This is a genomic window from Variovorax sp. V35 (assembly GCF_041154465.1).
Lineage (GTDB): Bacteria > Pseudomonadota > Gammaproteobacteria > Burkholderiales > Burkholderiaceae_C > Variovorax > Variovorax boronicumulans.
On record NZ_AP028666.1, the window covers coordinates 1,467,063 to 1,484,580 of the forward strand.

At 64.9% G+C, this 17,518-nt stretch carries 8 protein-coding genes and 2 pseudogenes; 7 read left to right on the forward strand and 3 right to left on the reverse strand.

Annotated features, from left to right (window positions below; genetic code table 11):
- Window positions 1–96 precede the first annotated feature (96 nt).
- Together ACAM42_RS06750 and ACAM42_RS06755 are read left to right on the forward strand one after the other, a co-directional pair.
- Complete coding sequence (locus tag ACAM42_RS06750) at window positions 97–501, forward strand: hypothetical protein (protein WP_369631510.1); 405 nt, start codon at window positions 97–99, stop codon at window positions 499–501.
- Window positions 502–710: 209 nt separating this feature from the next.
- Window positions 711–872 carry a hypothetical protein gene (locus ACAM42_RS06755; protein ID WP_369631511.1) on the forward strand — a complete coding sequence of 54 codons (162 nt, stop codon included), beginning with the start codon at window positions 711–713 and terminating at the stop codon, window positions 870–872.
- A gap of 259 nt (window positions 873–1,131) precedes the next feature.
- On the opposite strand, the pseudogene ACAM42_RS06760 reads toward ACAM42_RS06755, so the two are convergent.
- Window positions 1,132–1,809, reverse strand: a pseudogene (locus tag ACAM42_RS06760) (IS3 family transposase); the annotation flags it as partial.
- Between the two features lie 7 nt (window positions 1,810–1,816).
- Between ACAM42_RS06760 and ACAM42_RS06765 the strand changes: the two are divergent.
- Complete coding sequence (locus tag ACAM42_RS06765) at window positions 1,817–1,996, forward strand: hypothetical protein (protein ID WP_369631512.1); 180 nt, start codon at window positions 1,817–1,819, stop codon at window positions 1,994–1,996.
- A gap of 267 nt (window positions 1,997–2,263) precedes the next feature.
- Complete coding sequence (locus ACAM42_RS06770; RefSeq protein ID WP_369631513.1) at window positions 2,264–2,545, forward strand: hypothetical protein; 282 nt, start codon at window positions 2,264–2,266, stop codon at window positions 2,543–2,545.
- A gap of 209 nt (window positions 2,546–2,754) precedes the next feature.
- Here the strand turns inward: ACAM42_RS06770 and ACAM42_RS06775 are convergent, their stop codons facing one another.
- Window positions 2,755–2,865, reverse strand: coding sequence for an IS3 family transposase (locus ACAM42_RS06775; protein ID WP_369632733.1), 111 nt, complete (start codon window positions 2,863–2,865; stop codon window positions 2,755–2,757).
- 779 nt (window positions 2,866–3,644) lie between these two features.
- Here ACAM42_RS06775 and ACAM42_RS06780 point away from each other — a divergent pair.
- Together ACAM42_RS06780 and ACAM42_RS06785 are read left to right on the forward strand one after the other, a co-directional pair.
- Complete coding sequence (locus ACAM42_RS06780; RefSeq protein WP_369631514.1) at window positions 3,645–3,824, forward strand: hypothetical protein; 180 nt, start codon at window positions 3,645–3,647, stop codon at window positions 3,822–3,824.
- Between the two features lie 469 nt (window positions 3,825–4,293).
- Window positions 4,294–4,614, forward strand: a pseudogene (locus tag ACAM42_RS06785) (hypothetical protein); the annotation flags it as partial.
- Here ACAM42_RS06785 and ACAM42_RS06790 read toward each other — a convergent pair.
- Window positions 4,548–4,775 (reverse strand): hypothetical protein, encoded by a 228-nt coding sequence (locus ACAM42_RS06790; protein ID WP_369632837.1) that lies wholly within the window; start codon window positions 4,773–4,775, stop codon window positions 4,548–4,550. The pseudogene ACAM42_RS06785 and the gene ACAM42_RS06790 overlap by 67 nt on opposite strands.
- Between ACAM42_RS06790 and ACAM42_RS06795 the strand changes: the two genes are divergently transcribed.
- On the forward strand, window positions 4,762–17,505 hold the full coding sequence (locus ACAM42_RS06795) for an isopeptide-forming domain-containing fimbrial protein (RefSeq protein ID WP_369632734.1): 12,744 nt from the start codon (window positions 4,762–4,764) through the stop codon (window positions 17,503–17,505). The two genes, ACAM42_RS06790 and ACAM42_RS06795, sit on opposite strands and share 14 nt — an antisense overlap.
- Window positions 17,506–17,518 lie beyond the last annotated feature (13 nt).

Genomic DNA, 17,518 nt, shown 5'->3' on the forward strand with positions numbered 1-17,518 from the left:
CAGCACAGTGCGCTGCCTCAGCATTGGCTTCGAACTCGTGGACTCGAGACAAGGTTGTACACTGGTTTGCATTCATTTCCACGTGATGCAAAAAGTATGAAACGCGCTTCGCTTCTGCTGTCTGTGGCCGCTCTTCAAACTGTCCTGTGGACTGTGCCGACCACTGCCTGGGCAGCCTCGCTGACGTTTCTCAATGGCGCCATCGTGACCCGCATCCCCTCCAAGGACCTGCCAGCGTTTCGAACGGCTGTCGGTGATGTGCTCAACAAGAGCGCGGACGGCACCACAACACAGTGGTCCAGTACGTATCACTCGCCTCGCCGCACCCCTGTGCGGGTGGAGATCACCCCTATTCAGTCCGCCCAGACCCAGACGGCCCGCACCTGCCGCCTGCTGGACGCGCGCGTAAGCCAACTCAAGAGTTCCGAGAAATGGCAGTTTTGGTTCTGTAAGCAGGATGATGGCAGTTGGAAATCCAGTGGTAGCAATGTTCCTCGCTAAAGTCTTTCGGCGAAAAGGATTCTCTGTATAGGCCGTGCGTTGAAGGATTCGGATTCGCAGATGGCGCTGTTGTACATCTCCGTTTGAGGCTGAACTTCTTCTTGCCCTGGCCGGCATCAACTATCTTGTCCGCCGGCCAAGGCAATTGTCGCCAACCACCTTGTCCCAGGACTCTCACGCTGTTCCAACTGAGCGCCAACATCGAACGGATGCTGGCCGATCTCAGGCGCATCATCGCGGTGCGCACACACATGAATCTCGACCAGGCGGTGCGCTTCCTCAATCGGCGTGATGGACAGGCGTGCAATGGCAAGGACGTCGCCAAGAAGGGCGCGCAGGTCACCTTGCACGAGGGAAGGCACGTGGCGTGAGCGGAAGCTGCCCTACACGGCAATAGAAGCGCCAAATCCTTTAGTCCCTTTTGCGACGGCCTATATGCGCCCCGCACAATGGATGAACCCGCTTTCGCGTGGTGACTTCCGCTGCGCCGAGAAGGTCTCGTTCGACGACAAATGCCTCTAGTCTCTGGTGGGCATCGTCGTGCGCATCAATCAGCGCACCATCACCGTCGAGACGGGCAACGGGTATTCATGGCGTTGTCGGTTGGGGGCGGAGGAAATCTGGGACTGGTTATGTCGCGAGACCCAGGCTTTTGCGATATTCCATCGGATTGAGGGGGCCGAGGGAGATTTTGATCCGTTTTTCGTTGTATTAACGGATGTACGAGTCCAGGGCCTGGGTGAACTGCTCGACGCTCGTTGACTGCCAGTTGCCAGGATAGAACATCTCCGTTCTAAGCCGGCCGAAGAATCCTTCGCACGCGGGGTTGTCAGGCGGGCATCCCTTGTGCGACACGGAGCGAATCAGCTTGGCATCGGCGATGCGCGATAGCCATCTGGGCCTGCGGTAGTGGGGGCCGCGATCGGAATGCACAACAGTCCGATCGCTGTTGCCGGGAATTGGCAGGATGGCGGCATCCAGCCTGGTGTCCAGGAGCTCTGCGTTTGGGCGCGTGCCGATTGACCCACTGACGACCTAGCCATCGAAGAAGTCGATCATGGCTGATGGGTACACCTTGCTGGCGGCAATCTGGAACTTCGAGATGTCGGTGAGCCATTTCTCATTCGGGGCAACAGGAGCGAAGTCGCGGTTGAGGAGGTTGGTTGGCACCGAGCTGATCTCTCCCTGGTAGAAGCCGTACCGGCGTCGTTTCGGTTTTGTGACCATCAGGCATTCCTGCTTCATCAGCTGGATCGCCTTTTCCGACAGGCGCAGGCACTGCCTGCCCAGCGCCGCTCGCAACCACCTCAACCGCGTGCGCGAGATGCTGGCAGTCGAGCCCGATCCGGCGGGCGTGCTGCGCGACCCTGACGGCCTCGCTGTCGAGGATTTCGGCCTTGCGGGGAGCCTGATGCTCGCGTGCTCTGTCGAACTGGCCGAGTCAGCAGAGGATGCCGTGCAGCGCGTGGCGTGCCTCATCGCCCAAGGGCGGTAAATGCTGCACATTGCCTCAAAGCGCTGATCAAGCAGATCGACCACTAGAATGATCTCGGTGGCCCGTGTACCTCCCTCCCGGGCCACCTTTGCCCGCCTTCGTGCGGGCTTTTTCTTGCCTCCGACCCGCCGGCGGTGCGTCGTTGCCACGTTGGTCACGCGAACGCTATCGATCTACGGAAACCTGTAGTCGTCAAGATTGTGAACGCGAGGTACTCTTTGCCTGCTCTCCGCGTTTTAGGTGCCAGTGCCCGTGAAGGAGCCACGAATGACCCACGCAAAGCCCGCGAAAAGCTTCCAGCAGATCAAGGCCCAGTTCGGTCGAACATTCCACCGAGGTGATCGAGTCACCTGTGGGGGCCGGCCCGGCACCATCGTAGGGGTCCGCTACCCCCACATCCGGGTGCGTTTCGACGGACAGCGGATTTCAGTGCCATGCGATCCGCTCGAGCTTGAGGTTGCTAAGCCGAACCCGTCGACGCTCCCCGCTCATCAGCTCTTTCCTTCGCAAGGAACGATAGAAGAAAGAGCAAAGGATTCAAAAGTGTGACCTTTCCCCGCAAGCACTGTCGTTTGTCCGCACGCTTGCAACTCAAAGGACGGCCCGGGGAATTACAACATCAGTGCTGTCACGCATATGAGAGCACCCTCCTCATTTAACCCGCTTCGGCGGGTTCTTTTTTGGGCGTCGCTTTCTGTCCGGGCAGCCATCAAGCAAGGCCGCCAGCGCATGCCGGATGGGGGGCAAGAAATTGGACTTTACGTCGCAAGTCCAAGACTCTCTCGGTACTCGATGGGGCTGAGATAGCCAAGGGTTATCTTGATCCGCTGCTCGTTGCAACAGCGGATGTGGGAATCAACTTCTTTGATGAGCTAGCGGACAAGCCACAGGCCCACAACGGTCGCGCTGTTCGTCTCGGTACTCCTTGCGGCGGTTGTGCTGCCCGTAGGCAGGGAGGCATCCATTACATCTCCTGGTAGTCCAAGTTTTTGTCCGCATCCCCCAAGGGCGTGGTTAATTGGAGGAATCAGCGCTGTTCGAGGTGGAATTCATTCCAAATTGAAGCGCACGCGATGAAGGCTGAGATGGAAAAAATCGCTGAGTATTCCAACTTCGTTACGTTACATCGGGACGTGACATCAAGCCTGAAAAAGAGGCCGCGGACCTTGAATTATCAGCGTAGATCTAGAAATTCCTATAAAAATCAATAGCTTGCTGGGTTGATTTACTCAAAAACATGTTGGCATGGAGTTTGCTAGAAATTGATGTTTTTGTGAGGAGGTCGATATGTCCGGTCAGGGCGAGAGGGTATCGAATATGACGAGATCTGGAGTTGCTATTGCGCGCACCCGCAATCGCCTGCAGCCTAGGATGGCCAAGTCCCCCTCTTGATGCTGGCGGGACCTTTGATCGCGGTGCGAAAGGGATCTGAAGTTCTCTGCCTGCGCGTGCCGATCCGCTCTAAATATTGATTCCACTGAGGTGTGCTGATTGGCTTGGTATTTTTTCAGATTCGCTGATGTCAATCGATGGCGAATCTCTCGATGTGCATCGGTGTGGGCCGTCGACGTAGTTGGACGTCAAGGATTGTTCTGCAGCTTCAAATTGCGACGGCCGGATGCCTTCTTCAAGGAAAACTGGAGTAGCAATGAACAAGTCTTTCAAAAGAATGTGGAGCGAACTGTTTGGCGATTTGGTGGCGGGTTCGGAGATTTTTAGCCTGTCGCGCAAGTCCAGTGGAAGCCAGAAGAGCGCGGGGGCGAACGAGCAAGTAGCTCCAAGTCGCAAGCATCGAAGGTGCGATTTTTGTCATGTGAACACCCGCTGACTCTCGGCGACGTTTGGGGGGGTGGATCGAAATCCCCATTCTGACCATTGAGCAGGGCGCCAAGCACGGAGGGCGAGCGAGCTGATTGCCGGGCTGACGTGGGCGGGGCAGGCCGAGTCTCGCGTCTTTCCCTTGTTTGTGTGAACTTGTGTGAAATTGTGTGAACTTTTCCCTATAACGATGCGGCAAATCATTGGTCTTTTGACCTGTTTTTGTCACAATGACCAACGAGGGATGAGTTTGCTTTGTAACGAATCGAGGTTCGAGTCGTTCGTAATAGTTCGCTTCCGCCGCTGAACAGCGGCCCGGGGCCATGGAGGCGGCAAGCTTCCGAAAAAAGAAGATCAATATGAGTTTTCTCCGCCGCGCTTGTATGTGGCTCGTTTGTCTCGGGGGGCTGCATGCCGGACCTCTGGCATTCGCGCAGACGTCGGTCACCAACACGGCTACGGTCACGTTGCCGAGCACGATGACATGTGCGGTGCCTGGTCCCGGCGGCGTGTGCCAATGGTCCGATCCGGAAGTCACCACTGTGACGGCGCCGGTGCTGTCCATTGTCAAGACAGCCAGCGCAGCCAATTTTGTGGTGGGTCAGGTCGCTGGCTACACGTTGGTGGTCACCAATAATGGTACCGCAGCGACCACGGCGCCCTCCACGGCGAACGACCCCATTCCAGCGGGCTTGACCCTCGGTGCGATGCCGGCGGGGTGCTCTGCCGTTGGTCAAGTCGTGGCCTGCGCCATTCCGGCTGGGCTGGCCGTCGGCGCGTCCATCAGTTTCGTCATTCCGGTGACGCCCACCGTCGCGGTTCCTGCGCCGGGCGTTGTCAACACCGCCATCGTCAGCGGCGGCGGTGACGCGGCCTGCACGACCGGATCGCCGGTGCCGGCCCGTTGCAGGAGCACAGTCACCACGCCCATCTTGCCGGCGGCAGTGGTGACGGTTGCCAAGACGGCGACGCCGGCGACGGGCTCGACGGTGGTTGCTGGCCAGACGCTGAGCTACACGCTGACGGCGACGGTGACTGGTTCGGCGACGACGGCGGCGACGGTGCTGACGGACACGCTGGGTGCGAACCTGACGTTCGGCTCGGTGACCTCGGCGGGCGTGTACACGGCCGGCGGCAGTGGCCAGGTGCGCACGTTCACGCTGCCCTCGGGCACGGCGGCGGGCACCTACGCGGTGACCTACACGGCGACGGTGAACGCTGGTGCGACCGGCACGGTGAACAACGCGGTGACCGGTGCGACCTGCACGGCCAGCGGCGTGTGCACGACCAGCCACCCGATCGGGGCGGTGACCTTGACCAAGGCGCTGGCTGGAGAAAGCGGCACGCAGGCGGGCATCGCTGAGGCTGGTGAAACGCTGACGTACACGATCACGCTTGCCAACCCGAGCACGGTGGCGGTGACGGGCTACGCGCTGACGGACACGCTGAGCGCGGGCCTGACGTACGTGAGCTCGACCAATGGTGGTGTGAATGCGGGGCAGAGCACGACGTGGACGGGTCTGACGATCCCCGCCTCGGGCAGCCTGGTGGTGACGGTGGTGGCGAAGGTGAACACGCCGATCGCGACCTCGAGCATCAACAACATTGCGAAAAAGACTGGTGATCCGGATCCGAGTTGCCCGAGCACGGGCTGCGTGGTGACGCCGACGGCCAGCACGGTGACGGTGGCCAAGACGGCGACGCCGGCGACGGGCTCGACGGTGGTTGCTGGGCAGACGATCAGCTACACGCTGACGGCGACGGTGACTGGTTCGGCGACGACGGCGGCGACGGTGCTGACGGACACGCTGGGTGCGAACCTGACGTTCGGCTCGGTGACCTCGGCGGGCGTGTACACGGCCGGCGGCAGTGGCCAGGTGCGCACGTTCACGCTGCCCTCGGGCACGGCGGCGGGCACCTACGCGGTGACCTACACGGCGACGGTGAACGCTGGTGCGACCGGCACGGTGAACAACGCGGTGACTGGAGCGACCTGCACGGCCAGCGGCGTGTGCACGACCAGCCACCCGATCGGGGCGGTGACCTTGACCAAGGCGCTGGCTGGAGAAAGCGGCACGCAGGCGGGCATCGCTGAGGCTGGTGAAACGCTGACGTACACGATCACGCTTGCCAACCCGAGCACGGTGGCGGTGACGGGCTACGCGCTGACGGACACGCTGAGCGCGGGCCTGACGTACGTGAGCTCGACCAATGGTGGTGTGAATGCGGGGCAGAGCACGACGTGGACGGGTCTGACGATCCCCGCCTCGGGCAGCCTGGTGGTGACGGTGGTGGCGACGGTGAACACGCCGATCGCGTCCTCGAGCATCAACAACATTGCGAAAAAGACTGGTGATCCGGATCCGAGTTGCCCGAGCACGGGCTGCGTGGTGACGCCGACGGCCAGCACGGTGACGGTGGCCAAGACGGCGACGCCGGCGACGGGCTCGACGGTGGTTGCTGGGCAGACGATCAGCTACACGCTGACGGCGACGGTGACTGGTTCGGCGACGACGGCGGCGACGGTGCTGACGGACACGCTGGGTGCGAACCTGACGTTCGGCTCGGTGACCTCGGCGGGCGTGTACACGGCCGGCGGCAGTGGCCAGGTGCGCACGTTCACGCTGCCCTCGGGCACGGCGGCGGGCACCTACGCGGTGACCTACACGGCGACGGTGAACGCTGGTGCGACCGGCACGGTGAACAACGCGGTGACCGGTGCGACCTGCACGGCCAGCGGCGTGTGCACGACCAGCCACCCGATCGGGGCGGTGACCTTGACCAAGGCGCTGGCTGGAGAAAGCGGCACGCAGGCGGGCATCGCTGAGGCTGGTGAAACGCTGACGTACACGATCACGCTTGCCAACCCGAGCACGGTGGCGGTGACGGGCTACGCGCTGACGGACACGCTGAGCGCGGGCCTGACGTACGTGAGCTCGACCAATGGTGGTGTGAATGCGGGGCAGAGCACGACGTGGACGGGTCTGACGATCCCCGCCTCGGGCAGCCTGGTGGTGACGGTGGTGGCGACGGTGAACACGCCGATCGCGTCCTCGAGCATCAACAACATTGCGAAAAAGACTGGTGATCCGGATCCGAGTTGCCCGAGCACGGGCTGCGTGGTGACGCCGACGGCCAGCACGGTGACGGTGGCCAAGACGGCGACCCCGGCGACGGGCTCGACGGTGGTTGCTGGCCAGACGCTGAGCTACACGCTGACGGCGACGGTGACTGGTTCGGCGACGACGGCGGCGACGGTGCTGACGGACACGCTGGGTGCGAACCTGACGTTCGGCTCGGTGACCTCGGCGGGCGTGTACACGGCCGGCGGCAGTGGCCAGGTGCGCACGTTCACGCTGCCCTCGGGCACGGCGGCGGGCACCTACGCGGTGACCTACACGGCGACGGTGAACGCTGGTGCGACCGGCACGGTGAACAACGCGGTGACCGGTGCGACCTGCACGGCCAGCGGCGTGTGCACGACCAGCCACCCGATCGGGGCGGTGACCTTGACCAAGGCGCTGGCTGGAGAAAGCGGCACGCAGGCGGGCATCGCTGAGGCTGGTGAAACGCTGACGTACACGATCACGCTTGCCAACCCGAGCACGGTGGCGGTGACGGGCTACGCGCTGACGGACACGCTGAGCGCGGGCCTGACGTACGTGAGCTCGACCAATGGTGGTGTGAATGCGGGGCAGAGCACGACGTGGACGGGTCTGACGATCCCCGCCTCGGGCAGCCTGGTGGTGACGGTGGTGGCGACGGTGAACACGCCGATCGCGTCCTCGAGCATCAACAACATTGCGAAAAAGACTGGTGATCCGGATCCGAGTTGCCCGAGCACGGGCTGCGTGGTGACGCCGACGGCCAGCACGGTGACGGTGGCCAAGACGGCGACCCCGGCGACGGGCTCGACGGTGGTTGCTGGCCAGACGCTGAGCTACACGCTGACGGCGACGGTGACTGGTTCGGCGACGACGGCGGCGACGGTGCTGACGGACACGCTGGGTGCGAACCTGACGTTCGGCTCGGTGACCTCGGCGGGCGTGTACACGGCCGGCGGCAGTGGCCAGGTGCGCACGTTCACGCTGCCCTCGGGCACGGCGGCGGGCACCTACGCGGTGACCTACACGGCGACGGTGAACGCTGGTGCGACCGGCACGGTGAACAACGCGGTGACCGGTGCGACCTGCACGGCCAGCGGCGTGTGCACGACCAGCCACCCGATCGGGGCGGTGACCTTGACCAAGGCGCTGGCTGGAGAAAGCGGCACGCAGGCGGGCATCGCTGAGGCTGGTGAAACGCTGACGTACACGATCACGCTTGCCAACCCGAGCACGGTGGCGGTGACGGGCTACGCGCTGACGGACACGCTGAGCGCGGGCCTGACGTACGTGAGCTCGACCAATGGTGGTGTGAATGCGGGGCAGAGCACGACGTGGACGGGTCTGACGATCCCCGCCTCGGGCAGCCTGGTGGTGACGGTGGTGGCGAAGGTGAACACGCCGATCGCGACCTCGAGCATCAACAACATTGCGAAAAAGACTGGTGATCCGGATCCGAGTTGCCCGAGCACGGGCTGCGTGGTGACGCCGACGGCCAGCACGGTGACGGTTGCCAAGACGGCGACGCCGGCGACGGGCTCGACGGTGGTTGCTGGGCAGACGCTGAGCTACACGCTGACGGCGACGGTGACCGGATCGGCGACGACGGCGGCGACGGTGCTGACGGACACGCTGGGTGCGAACCTGACGTTCGGCTCGGTGACCTCGGCGGGCGTGTACACGGCCGGCGGCAGTGGCCAGGTGCGCACGTTCACGCTGCCCTCGGGCACGGCGGCGGGCACCTACGCGGTGACCTACACGGCGACGGTGAACGCAGGTGCGACCGGCACGGTGAACAACGCGGTGACCGGTGCGACCTGCACGGCCAGCGGCGTGTGCACGACCAGCCACCCGATCGGGGCGGTGACCTTGACCAAGGCGCTGGCTGGAGAAAGCGGCACGCAGGCGGGCATCGCTGAGGCTGGTGAAACGCTGACGTACACGATCACGCTTGCCAACCCGAGCACGGTGGCGGTGACGGGCTACGCGCTGACGGACACGCTGAGCGCGGGCCTGACGTACGTGAGCTCGACCAATGGTGGTGTGAATGCGGGGCAGAGCACGACGTGGACGGGTCTGACGATCCCCGCCTCGGGCAGCCTGGTGGTGACGGTGGTGGCGACGGTGAACACGCCGATCGCGTCCTCGAGCATCAACAACATTGCGAAAAAGACTGGTGATCCGGATCCGAGTTGCCCGAGCACGGGCTGCGTGGTGACGCCGACGGCCAGCACGGTGACGGTTGCCAAGACGGCGACGCCGGCGACGGGCTCGACGGTGGTTGCTGGGCAGACGCTGAGCTACACGCTGACGGCGACGGTGACCGGATCGGCGACGACGGCGGCGACGGTGCTGACGGACACGCTGGGTGCGAACCTGACGTTCGGCTCGGTGACCTCGGCGGGCGTGTACACGGCCGGCGGCAGTGGCCAGGTGCGCACGTTCACGCTGCCCTCGGGCACGGCGGCGGGCACCTACGCGGTGACCTACACGGCGACGGTGAACGCTGGTGCGACCGGCACGGTGAACAACGCGGTGACCGGTGCGACCTGCACGGCCAGCGGCGTGTGCACGACCAGCCACCCGATCGGGGCGGTGACCTTGACCAAGGCGCTGGCTGGAGAAAGCGGCACGCAGGCGGGCATCGCTGAGGCTGGTGAAACGCTGACGTACACGATCACGCTTGCCAACCCGAGCACGGTGGCGGTGACGGGCTACGCGCTGACGGACACGCTGAGCGCGGGCCTGACGTACGTGAGCTCGACCAATGGTGGTGTGAATGCGGGGCAGAGCACGACGTGGACGGGTCTGACGATCCCCGCCTCGGGCAGCCTGGTGGTGACGGTGGTGGCGACGGTGAACACGCCGATCGCGTCCTCGAGCATCAACAACATTGCGAAAAAGACTGGTGATCCGGATCCGAGTTGCCCGAGCACGGGCTGCGTGGTGACGCCGACGGCCAGCACGGTGACGGTTGCCAAGACGGCGACGCCGGCGACGGGCTCGACGGTGGTTGCTGGGCAGACGCTGAGCTACACGCTGACGGCGACGGTGACCGGATCGGCGACGACGGCGGCGACGGTGCTGACGGACACGCTGGGTGCGAACCTGACGTTCGGCTCGGTGACCTCGGCGGGCGTGTACACGGCCGGCGGCAGTGGCCAGGTGCGCACGTTCACGCTGCCCTCGGGCACGGCGGCGGGCACCTACGCGGTGACCTACACGGCGACGGTGAACGCAGGTGCGACCGGCACGGTGAACAACGCGGTGACCGGTGCGACCTGCACGGCCAGCGGCGTGTGCACGACCAGCCACCCGATCGGGGCGGTGACCTTGACCAAGGCGCTGGCTGGAGAAAGCGGCACGCAGGCGGGCATCGCTGAGGCTGGTGAAACGCTGACGTACACGATCACGCTTGCCAACCCGAGCACGGTGGCGGTGACGGGCTACGCGCTGACGGACACGCTGAGCGCGGGCCTGACGTACGTGAGCTCGACCAATGGTGGTGTGAATGCGGGGCAGAGCACGACGTGGACGGGTCTGACGATCCCCGCCTCGGGCAGCCTGGTGGTGACGGTGGTGGCGACGGTGAACACGCCGATCGCGTCCTCGAGCATCAACAACATTGCGAAAAAGACTGGTGATCCGGATCCGAGTTGCCCGAGCACGGGCTGCGTGGTGACGCCGACGGCCAGCACGGTGACGGTGGCCAAGACGGCGACCCCGGCGACGGGCTCGACGGTGGTTGCTGGCCAGACGCTGAGCTACACGCTGACGGCGACGGTGACTGGTTCGGCGACGACGGCGGCGACGGTGCTGACGGACACGCTGGGTGCGAACCTGACGTTCGGCTCGGTGACCTCGGCGGGCGTGTACACGGCCGGCGGCAGTGGCCAGGTGCGCACGTTCACGCTGCCCTCGGGCACGGCGGCGGGCACCTACGCGGTGACCTACACGGCGACGGTGAACGCTGGTGCGACCGGCACGGTGAACAACGCGGTGACCGGTGCGACCTGCACGGCCAGCGGCGTGTGCACGACCAGCCACCCGATCGGGGCGGTGACCTTGACCAAGGCGCTGGCTGGAGAAAGCGGCACGCAGGCGGGCATCGCTGAGGCTGGTGAAACGCTGACGTACACGATCACGCTTGCCAACCCGAGCACGGTGGCGGTGACGGGCTACGCGCTGACGGACACGCTGAGCGCGGGCCTGACGTACGTGAGCTCGACCAATGGTGGTGTGAATGCGGGGCAGAGCACGACGTGGACGGGTCTGACGATCCCCGCCTCGGGCAGCCTGGTGGTGACGGTGGTGGCGAAGGTGAACACGCCGATCGCGACCTCGAGCATCAACAACATTGCGAAAAAGACTGGTGATCCGGATCCGAGTTGCCCGAGCACGGGCTGCGTGGTGACGCCGACGGCCAGCACGGTGACGGTTGCCAAGACGGCGACGCCGGCGACGGGCTCGACGGTGGTTGCTGGGCAGACGCTGAGCTACACGCTGACGGCGACGGTGACCGGATCGGCGACGACGGCGGCGACGGTGCTGACGGACACGCTGGGTGCGAACCTGACGTTCGGCTCGGTGACCTCGGCGGGCGTGTACACGGCCGGCGGCAGTGGCCAGGTGCGCACGTTCACGCTGCCCTCGGGCACGGCGGCGGGCACCTACGCGGTGACCTACACGGCGACGGTGAACGCAGGTGCGACCGGCACGGTGAACAACGCGGTGACCGGTGCGACCTGCACGGCCAGCGGCGTGTGCACGACCAGCCACCCGATCGGGGCGGTGACCTTGACCAAGGCGCTGGCTGGAGAAAGCGGCACGCAGGCGGGCATCGCTGAGGCTGGTGAAACGCTGACGTACACGATCACGCTTGCCAACCCGAGCACGGTGGCGGTGACGGGCTACGCGCTGACGGACACGCTGAGCGCGGGCCTGACGTACGTGAGCTCGACCAATGGTGGTGTGAATGCGGGGCAGAGCACGACGTGGACGGGTCTGACGATCCCCGCCTCGGGCAGCCTGGTGGTGACGGTGGTGGCGACGGTGAACACGCCGATCGCGTCCTCGAGCATCAACAACATTGCGAAAAAGACTGGTGATCCGGATCCGAGTTGCCCGAGCACGGGCTGCGTGGTGACGCCGACGGCCAGCACGGTGACGGTGGCCAAGACGGCGACGCCGGCGACGGGCTCGACGGTGGTTGCTGGGCAGACGATCAGCTACACGCTGACGGCGACGGTGACTGGTTCGGCGACGACGGCGGCGACGGTGCTGACGGACACGCTGGGTGCGAACCTGACGTTCGGCTCGGTGACCTCGGCGGGCGTGTACACGGCCGGCGGCAGTGGCCAGGTGCGCACGTTCACGCTGCCCTCGGGCACGGCGGCGGGCACCTACGCGGTGACCTACACGGCGACGGTGAACGCTGGTGCGACCGGCACGGTGAACAACGCGGTGACCGGTGCGACCTGCACGGCCAGCGGCGTGTGCACGACCAGCCACCCGATCGGGGCGGTGACCTTGACCAAGGCGCTGGCTGGAGAAAGCGGCACGCAGGCGGGCATCGCTGAGGCTGGTGAAACGCTGACGTACACGATCACGCTTGCCAACCCGAGCACGGTGGCGGTGACGGGCTACGCGCTGACGGACACGCTGAGCGCGGGCCTGACGTACGTGAGCTCGACCAATGGTGGTGTGAATGCGGGGCAGAGCACGACGTGGACGGGTCTGACGATCCCCGCCTCGGGCAGCCTGGTGGTGACGGTGGTGGCGACGGTGAACACGCCGATCGCGTCCTCGAGCATCAACAACATTGCGAAAAAGACTGGTGATCCGGATCCGAGTTGCCCGAGCACGGGCTGCGTGGTGACGCCGACGGCCAGCACGGTGACGGTGGCCAAGACGGCGACCCCGGCGACGGGCTCGACGGTGGTTGCTGGCCAGACGCTGAGCTACACGCTGACGGCGACGGTGACTGGTTCGGCGACGACGGCGGCGACGGTGCTGACGGACACGCTGGGTGCGAACCTGACGTTCGGCTCGGTGACCTCGGCGGGCGTGTACACGGCCGGCGGCAGTGGCCAGGTGCGCACGTTCACGCTGCCCTCGGGCACGGCGGCGGGCACCTACGCGGTGACCTACACGGCGACGGTGAACGCTGGTGCGACCGGCACGGTGAACAACGCGGTGACCGGTGCGACCTGCACGGCCAGCGGCGTGTGCACGACCAGCCACCCGATCGGGGCGGTGACCTTGACCAAGGCGCTGGCTGGAGAAAGCGGCACGCAGGCGGGCATCGCTGAGGCTGGTGAAACGCTGACGTACACGATCACGCTTGCCAACCCGAGCACGGTGGCGGTGACGGGCTACGCGCTGACGGACACGCTGAGCGCGGGCCTGACGTACGTGAGCTCGACCAATGGTGGTGTGAATGCGGGGCAGAGCACGACGTGGACGGGTCTGACGATCCCCGCCTCGGGCAGCCTGGTGGTGACGGTGGTGGCGACGGTGAACACGCCGATCGCGTCCTCGAGCATCAACAACATTGCGAAAAAGACTGGTGATCCGGATCCGAGTTGCCCGAGCACGGGCTGCGTGGTGACGCCGACGGCCAGCACGGTGACGGTGGCCAAGACGGCGACCCCGGCGACGGGCTCGACGGTGGTTGCTGGCCAGACGCTGAGCTACACGCTGACGGCGACGGTGACTGGTTCGGCGACGACGGCGGCGACGGTGCTGACGGACACGCTGGGTGCGAACCTGACGTTCGGCTCGGTGACCTCGGCGGGCGTGTACACGGCCGGCGGCAGTGGCCAGGTGCGCACGTTCACGCTGCCCTCGGGCACGGCGGCGGGCACCTACGCGGTGACCTACACGGCGACGGTGAACGCTGGTGCGACCGGCACGGTGAACAACGCGGTGACTGGAGCGACCTGCACGGCCAGCGGCGTGTGCACGACCAGCCACCCGATCGGGGCGGTGACCTTGACCAAGGCGCTGGCTGGAGAAAGCGGCACGCAGGCGGGCATCGCTGAGGCTGGTGAAACGCTGACGTACACGATCACGCTTGCCAACCCGAGCACGGTGGCGGTGACGGGCTACGCGCTGACGGACACGCTGAGCGCGGGCCTGACGTACGTGAGCTCGACCAATGGTGGTGTGAATGCGGGGCAGAGCACGACGTGGACGGGTCTGACGATCCCCGCCTCGGGCAGCCTGGTGGTGACGGTGGTGGCGACGGTGAACACGCCGATCGCGTCCTCGAGCATCAACAACATTGCGAAAAAGACTGGTGATCCGGATCCGAGTTGCCCGAGCACGGGCTGCGTGGTGACGCCGACGGCCAGCACGGTGACGGTGGCCAAGACGGCGACGCCGGCGACGGGCTCGACGGTGGTTGCTGGGCAGACGATCAGCTACACGCTGACGGCGACGGTGACTGGTTCGGCGACGACGGCGGCGACGGTGCTGACGGACACGCTGGGTGCGAACCTGACGTTCGGCTCGGTGACCTCGGCGGGCGTGTACACGGCCGGCGGCAGTGGCCAGGTGCGCACGTTCACGCTGCCCTCGGGCACGGCGGCGGGCACCTACGCGGTGACCTACACGGCGACGGTGAACGCTGGTGCGACCGGCACGGTGAACAACGCGGTGACTGGAGCGACCTGCACGGCCAGCGGCGTGTGCACGACCAGCCACCCGATCGGGGCGGTGACCTTGACCAAGGCGCTGGCTGGAGAAAGCGGCACGCAGGCGGGCATCGCTGAGGCTGGTGAAACGCTGACGTACACGATCACGCTTGCCAACCCGAGCACGGTGGCGGTGACGGGCTACGCGCTGACGGACACGCTGAGCGCGGGCCTGACGTACGTGAGCTCGACCAATGGTGGTGTGAATGCGGGGCAGAGCACGACGTGGACGGGTCTGACGATCCCCGCCTCGGGCAGCCTGGTGGTGACGGTGCGCGCTATCGTAAGTACGCCACTCACGGGTGCCACGGTACGCAACATCGCCAAGCCGACTGGCACGCCAGATCCGAGTTGCCCGAGCGCAGGCTGTGTGGAAACGCCGACCTCGGCTAACGTGACGCTGGTCAAGACACTCAGCGCCGAGAGCGGCGCGCAAGCGGGTATTGCCGAGCCTGGTGAAATGCTGACCTACAGCATCACGCTGACCAATGCGGGCGGTACTGCTGTCAGCAACTACAACCTCAGTGACACGCTCAGCCTGGGCCTCGCCTATGTCTCATCGAGCAATGGTGGTGCCAACAGCGGCCAGACCACGACGTGGAGCAACCTCACGGTGCCGGCCAACGGTAGCCTGGTAGTCACCCTTGTGGCACGTGTCAGCGCACAGATCACCACCGCCGCAGTCAGCAACATCGCCAAGCCAACCAGCACGCCTGATCCGGCTTGCCCGAGTACGGCTTGCGTGGTGACGCCGACCGCTGCATACGTCACGCCATTGAAGCAACTCACTGGTGAAACCGGCTCCCAGCCTCGTGTCGCGGAGGCCGGCGAACAGCTGACCTACACCATCACGCTGAGCAATAGCGGCGGTACGGCATTCAATAACTACCGTTTCACCGAGAACGTGCCGTTGGGCGCCACGCTGACCAGCGTGAGCGGTGCCAGTGGCTTCGGTAGCCCAGTCACAGGGAGTGGCTCTGTCACTCTCACAGTGGCGAGCGTGCCGGCCGGCGGTACCGCCGTTGTCACGGTCGTGTTTACCGTCCCCGACACAATCCCAGCGGGCGTATCCGACCTGCTGAATCTGATCAATGGTGGCGACATCGATCCGGCATGCGGTAGCGCCTGCTCGGTCAGTATCCCGGTCGAGATTCCGGCGCAACTCAGCATCGTCAAGACCTCGGCGGTGCGTGAAGCCAAGGTCGGTGATCTGGTGCGCTACACGCTCACGGTAACCAACATCGGCGCTAGTAACGTGGTCAACGCGCGAATCACCGACACGCCACCCATGGGCTTTAGCTATGTGGCCGGCTCGGTTGCAGTTGCGGATGGTGACGGTGCTTTCACGGTCAGCGGCAGCGCCTACCCGATCCAGATCGGAGGCATTGACGTCGCGATTGGCAAGCAGGCCACGATTAGCTACTTGCTGAGGGTCGGTGCCGGCGTGCGGCAGGGACTGCACATCAATCAGGCGTCGGCGCAGAACAGTCGTGGCCGCACGATCTCCAACATCGCGACCGCACAGGTTTCGGTGGTGGCCGATCCGCTGGTTGACGAATCGTTGATCCTGGGAACGGTATTCGACGACCGCGATGGCGACGGCTGGCAAGACCCGGCTACCCTGAGCGGCCTGCGCGTGCAGGGTGGTTTTGCACCGGAGGCTTACATCGCTGGCTCGACGACGGTCGACCGCGGTCAAGGTCCGCAGCCCGAGCCGGACGCTAGCGCGCCGATGCTGCATGGCATCGCGATTGGCACAATTTCCGGTCGTCAGTCCGAAGCTGACCCGGTTGAGAACCACCAGGTGGTGATCCGCCAGCGCCTGCGCGAGCCAAGCTTCACAAACGATCTTGTGCTCACCAGCAGCCAAGGGGTCACTCTACGCATGGATGCTGCAGGAAAAACTACGATTGAAAAAAGCGGTGATGCGGCCAAGGGTCTGAACGGCGCCGAGCCGACCGTCGAGCGACGCATCGCTCAGACAGAAGACGGCTATGTGGTCGACTACATCGTGCGCAACGCCGGCATCGACGAACGCGGCATCCCGGGCGTGCGTATCGCCTCGGTGGAGGGCTTGCTCATCGAAACCGACCAGTTCGGGCGTTACAACCTGACCGGCATCCTGGGCGGCGACAGCAACCGGGGCCGCAACTTCATCCTGAAGGTCGATCCGTCCACGCTGCCCGATGGCGCCGCATTCACCACGGCCAACCCGCTGGTGCGACGTATCACGCCGGGTCTGCCGGTGAGATTCGACTTCGGCGTCAAGCTGCCAAACGGTTTGATAGCCGGACAGAAGGAACAGATCGACATCGAATTCGGTGAAGTGATGTTCGCGCCTGGTAGTGCCGATCTACGTCAGGACTACCTCCCCGTGGTCGAGAAGATGGCCGCCAAGGTCAACGAGTACGGCGGCGGCGATCTTGTGATCCGTGCCAATGGCGAAGCGGAGGCGCTTGCGTTGGGCCGCGTTCAGGCTGTCGAAGCCGCGCTCAAGAGCATGCTTTCGCCGGCAGCGGTCAAGGCCACGCGCATCACCGCGCGTACCGAGTTGAGTCAACCGGCGAGCACCGTGGTCGGAGTTCAGCAAGGCCAGATTCTCCTAGGCACCGTGCTCTTCGACACTGACAAAGCGCTGATCAAGCCGCGCTTTAACGTGTTGCTGGCGCAGATCGCGAAGCAGATCGATGCGAGCAAGGGCGGCGTGGTCAATATCGTCGGTCACGCGGACAAACGGGCCTCCGACGCCCACAACATGGCCCTGGGCCTCAGGCGGGCAAAGGCGGTCTACGACGCCATCGCTCAACAACTCAACCCCGAGGTGCGAGCGAAAGTGCGCGTCGAAACGCTTCCCGAGGTGCAGCCCATGCTGCGCTCCGGACGGCAATGAACGGGAATCCATC

Bases quoted from the DNA above. Each gene is read 5' to 3' on its own strand.
- ACAM42_RS06750 (WP_369631510.1), top strand. From the start codon at position 97: ATGAAACGCGCTTCGCTTCTGCTGTCTGTGGCCGCTCTTCAAACTGTC.
- ACAM42_RS06755 (WP_369631511.1), top strand. From the start codon at position 711: ATGCTGGCCGATCTCAGGCGCATCATCGCGGTGCGCACACACATGAAT.
- ACAM42_RS06770 (WP_369631513.1), top strand. From the start codon at position 2,264: ATGACCCACGCAAAGCCCGCGAAAAGCTTCCAGCAGATCAAGGCCCAG.
- ACAM42_RS06780 (WP_369631514.1), top strand. From the start codon at position 3,645: ATGAACAAGTCTTTCAAAAGAATGTGGAGCGAACTGTTTGGCGATTTG.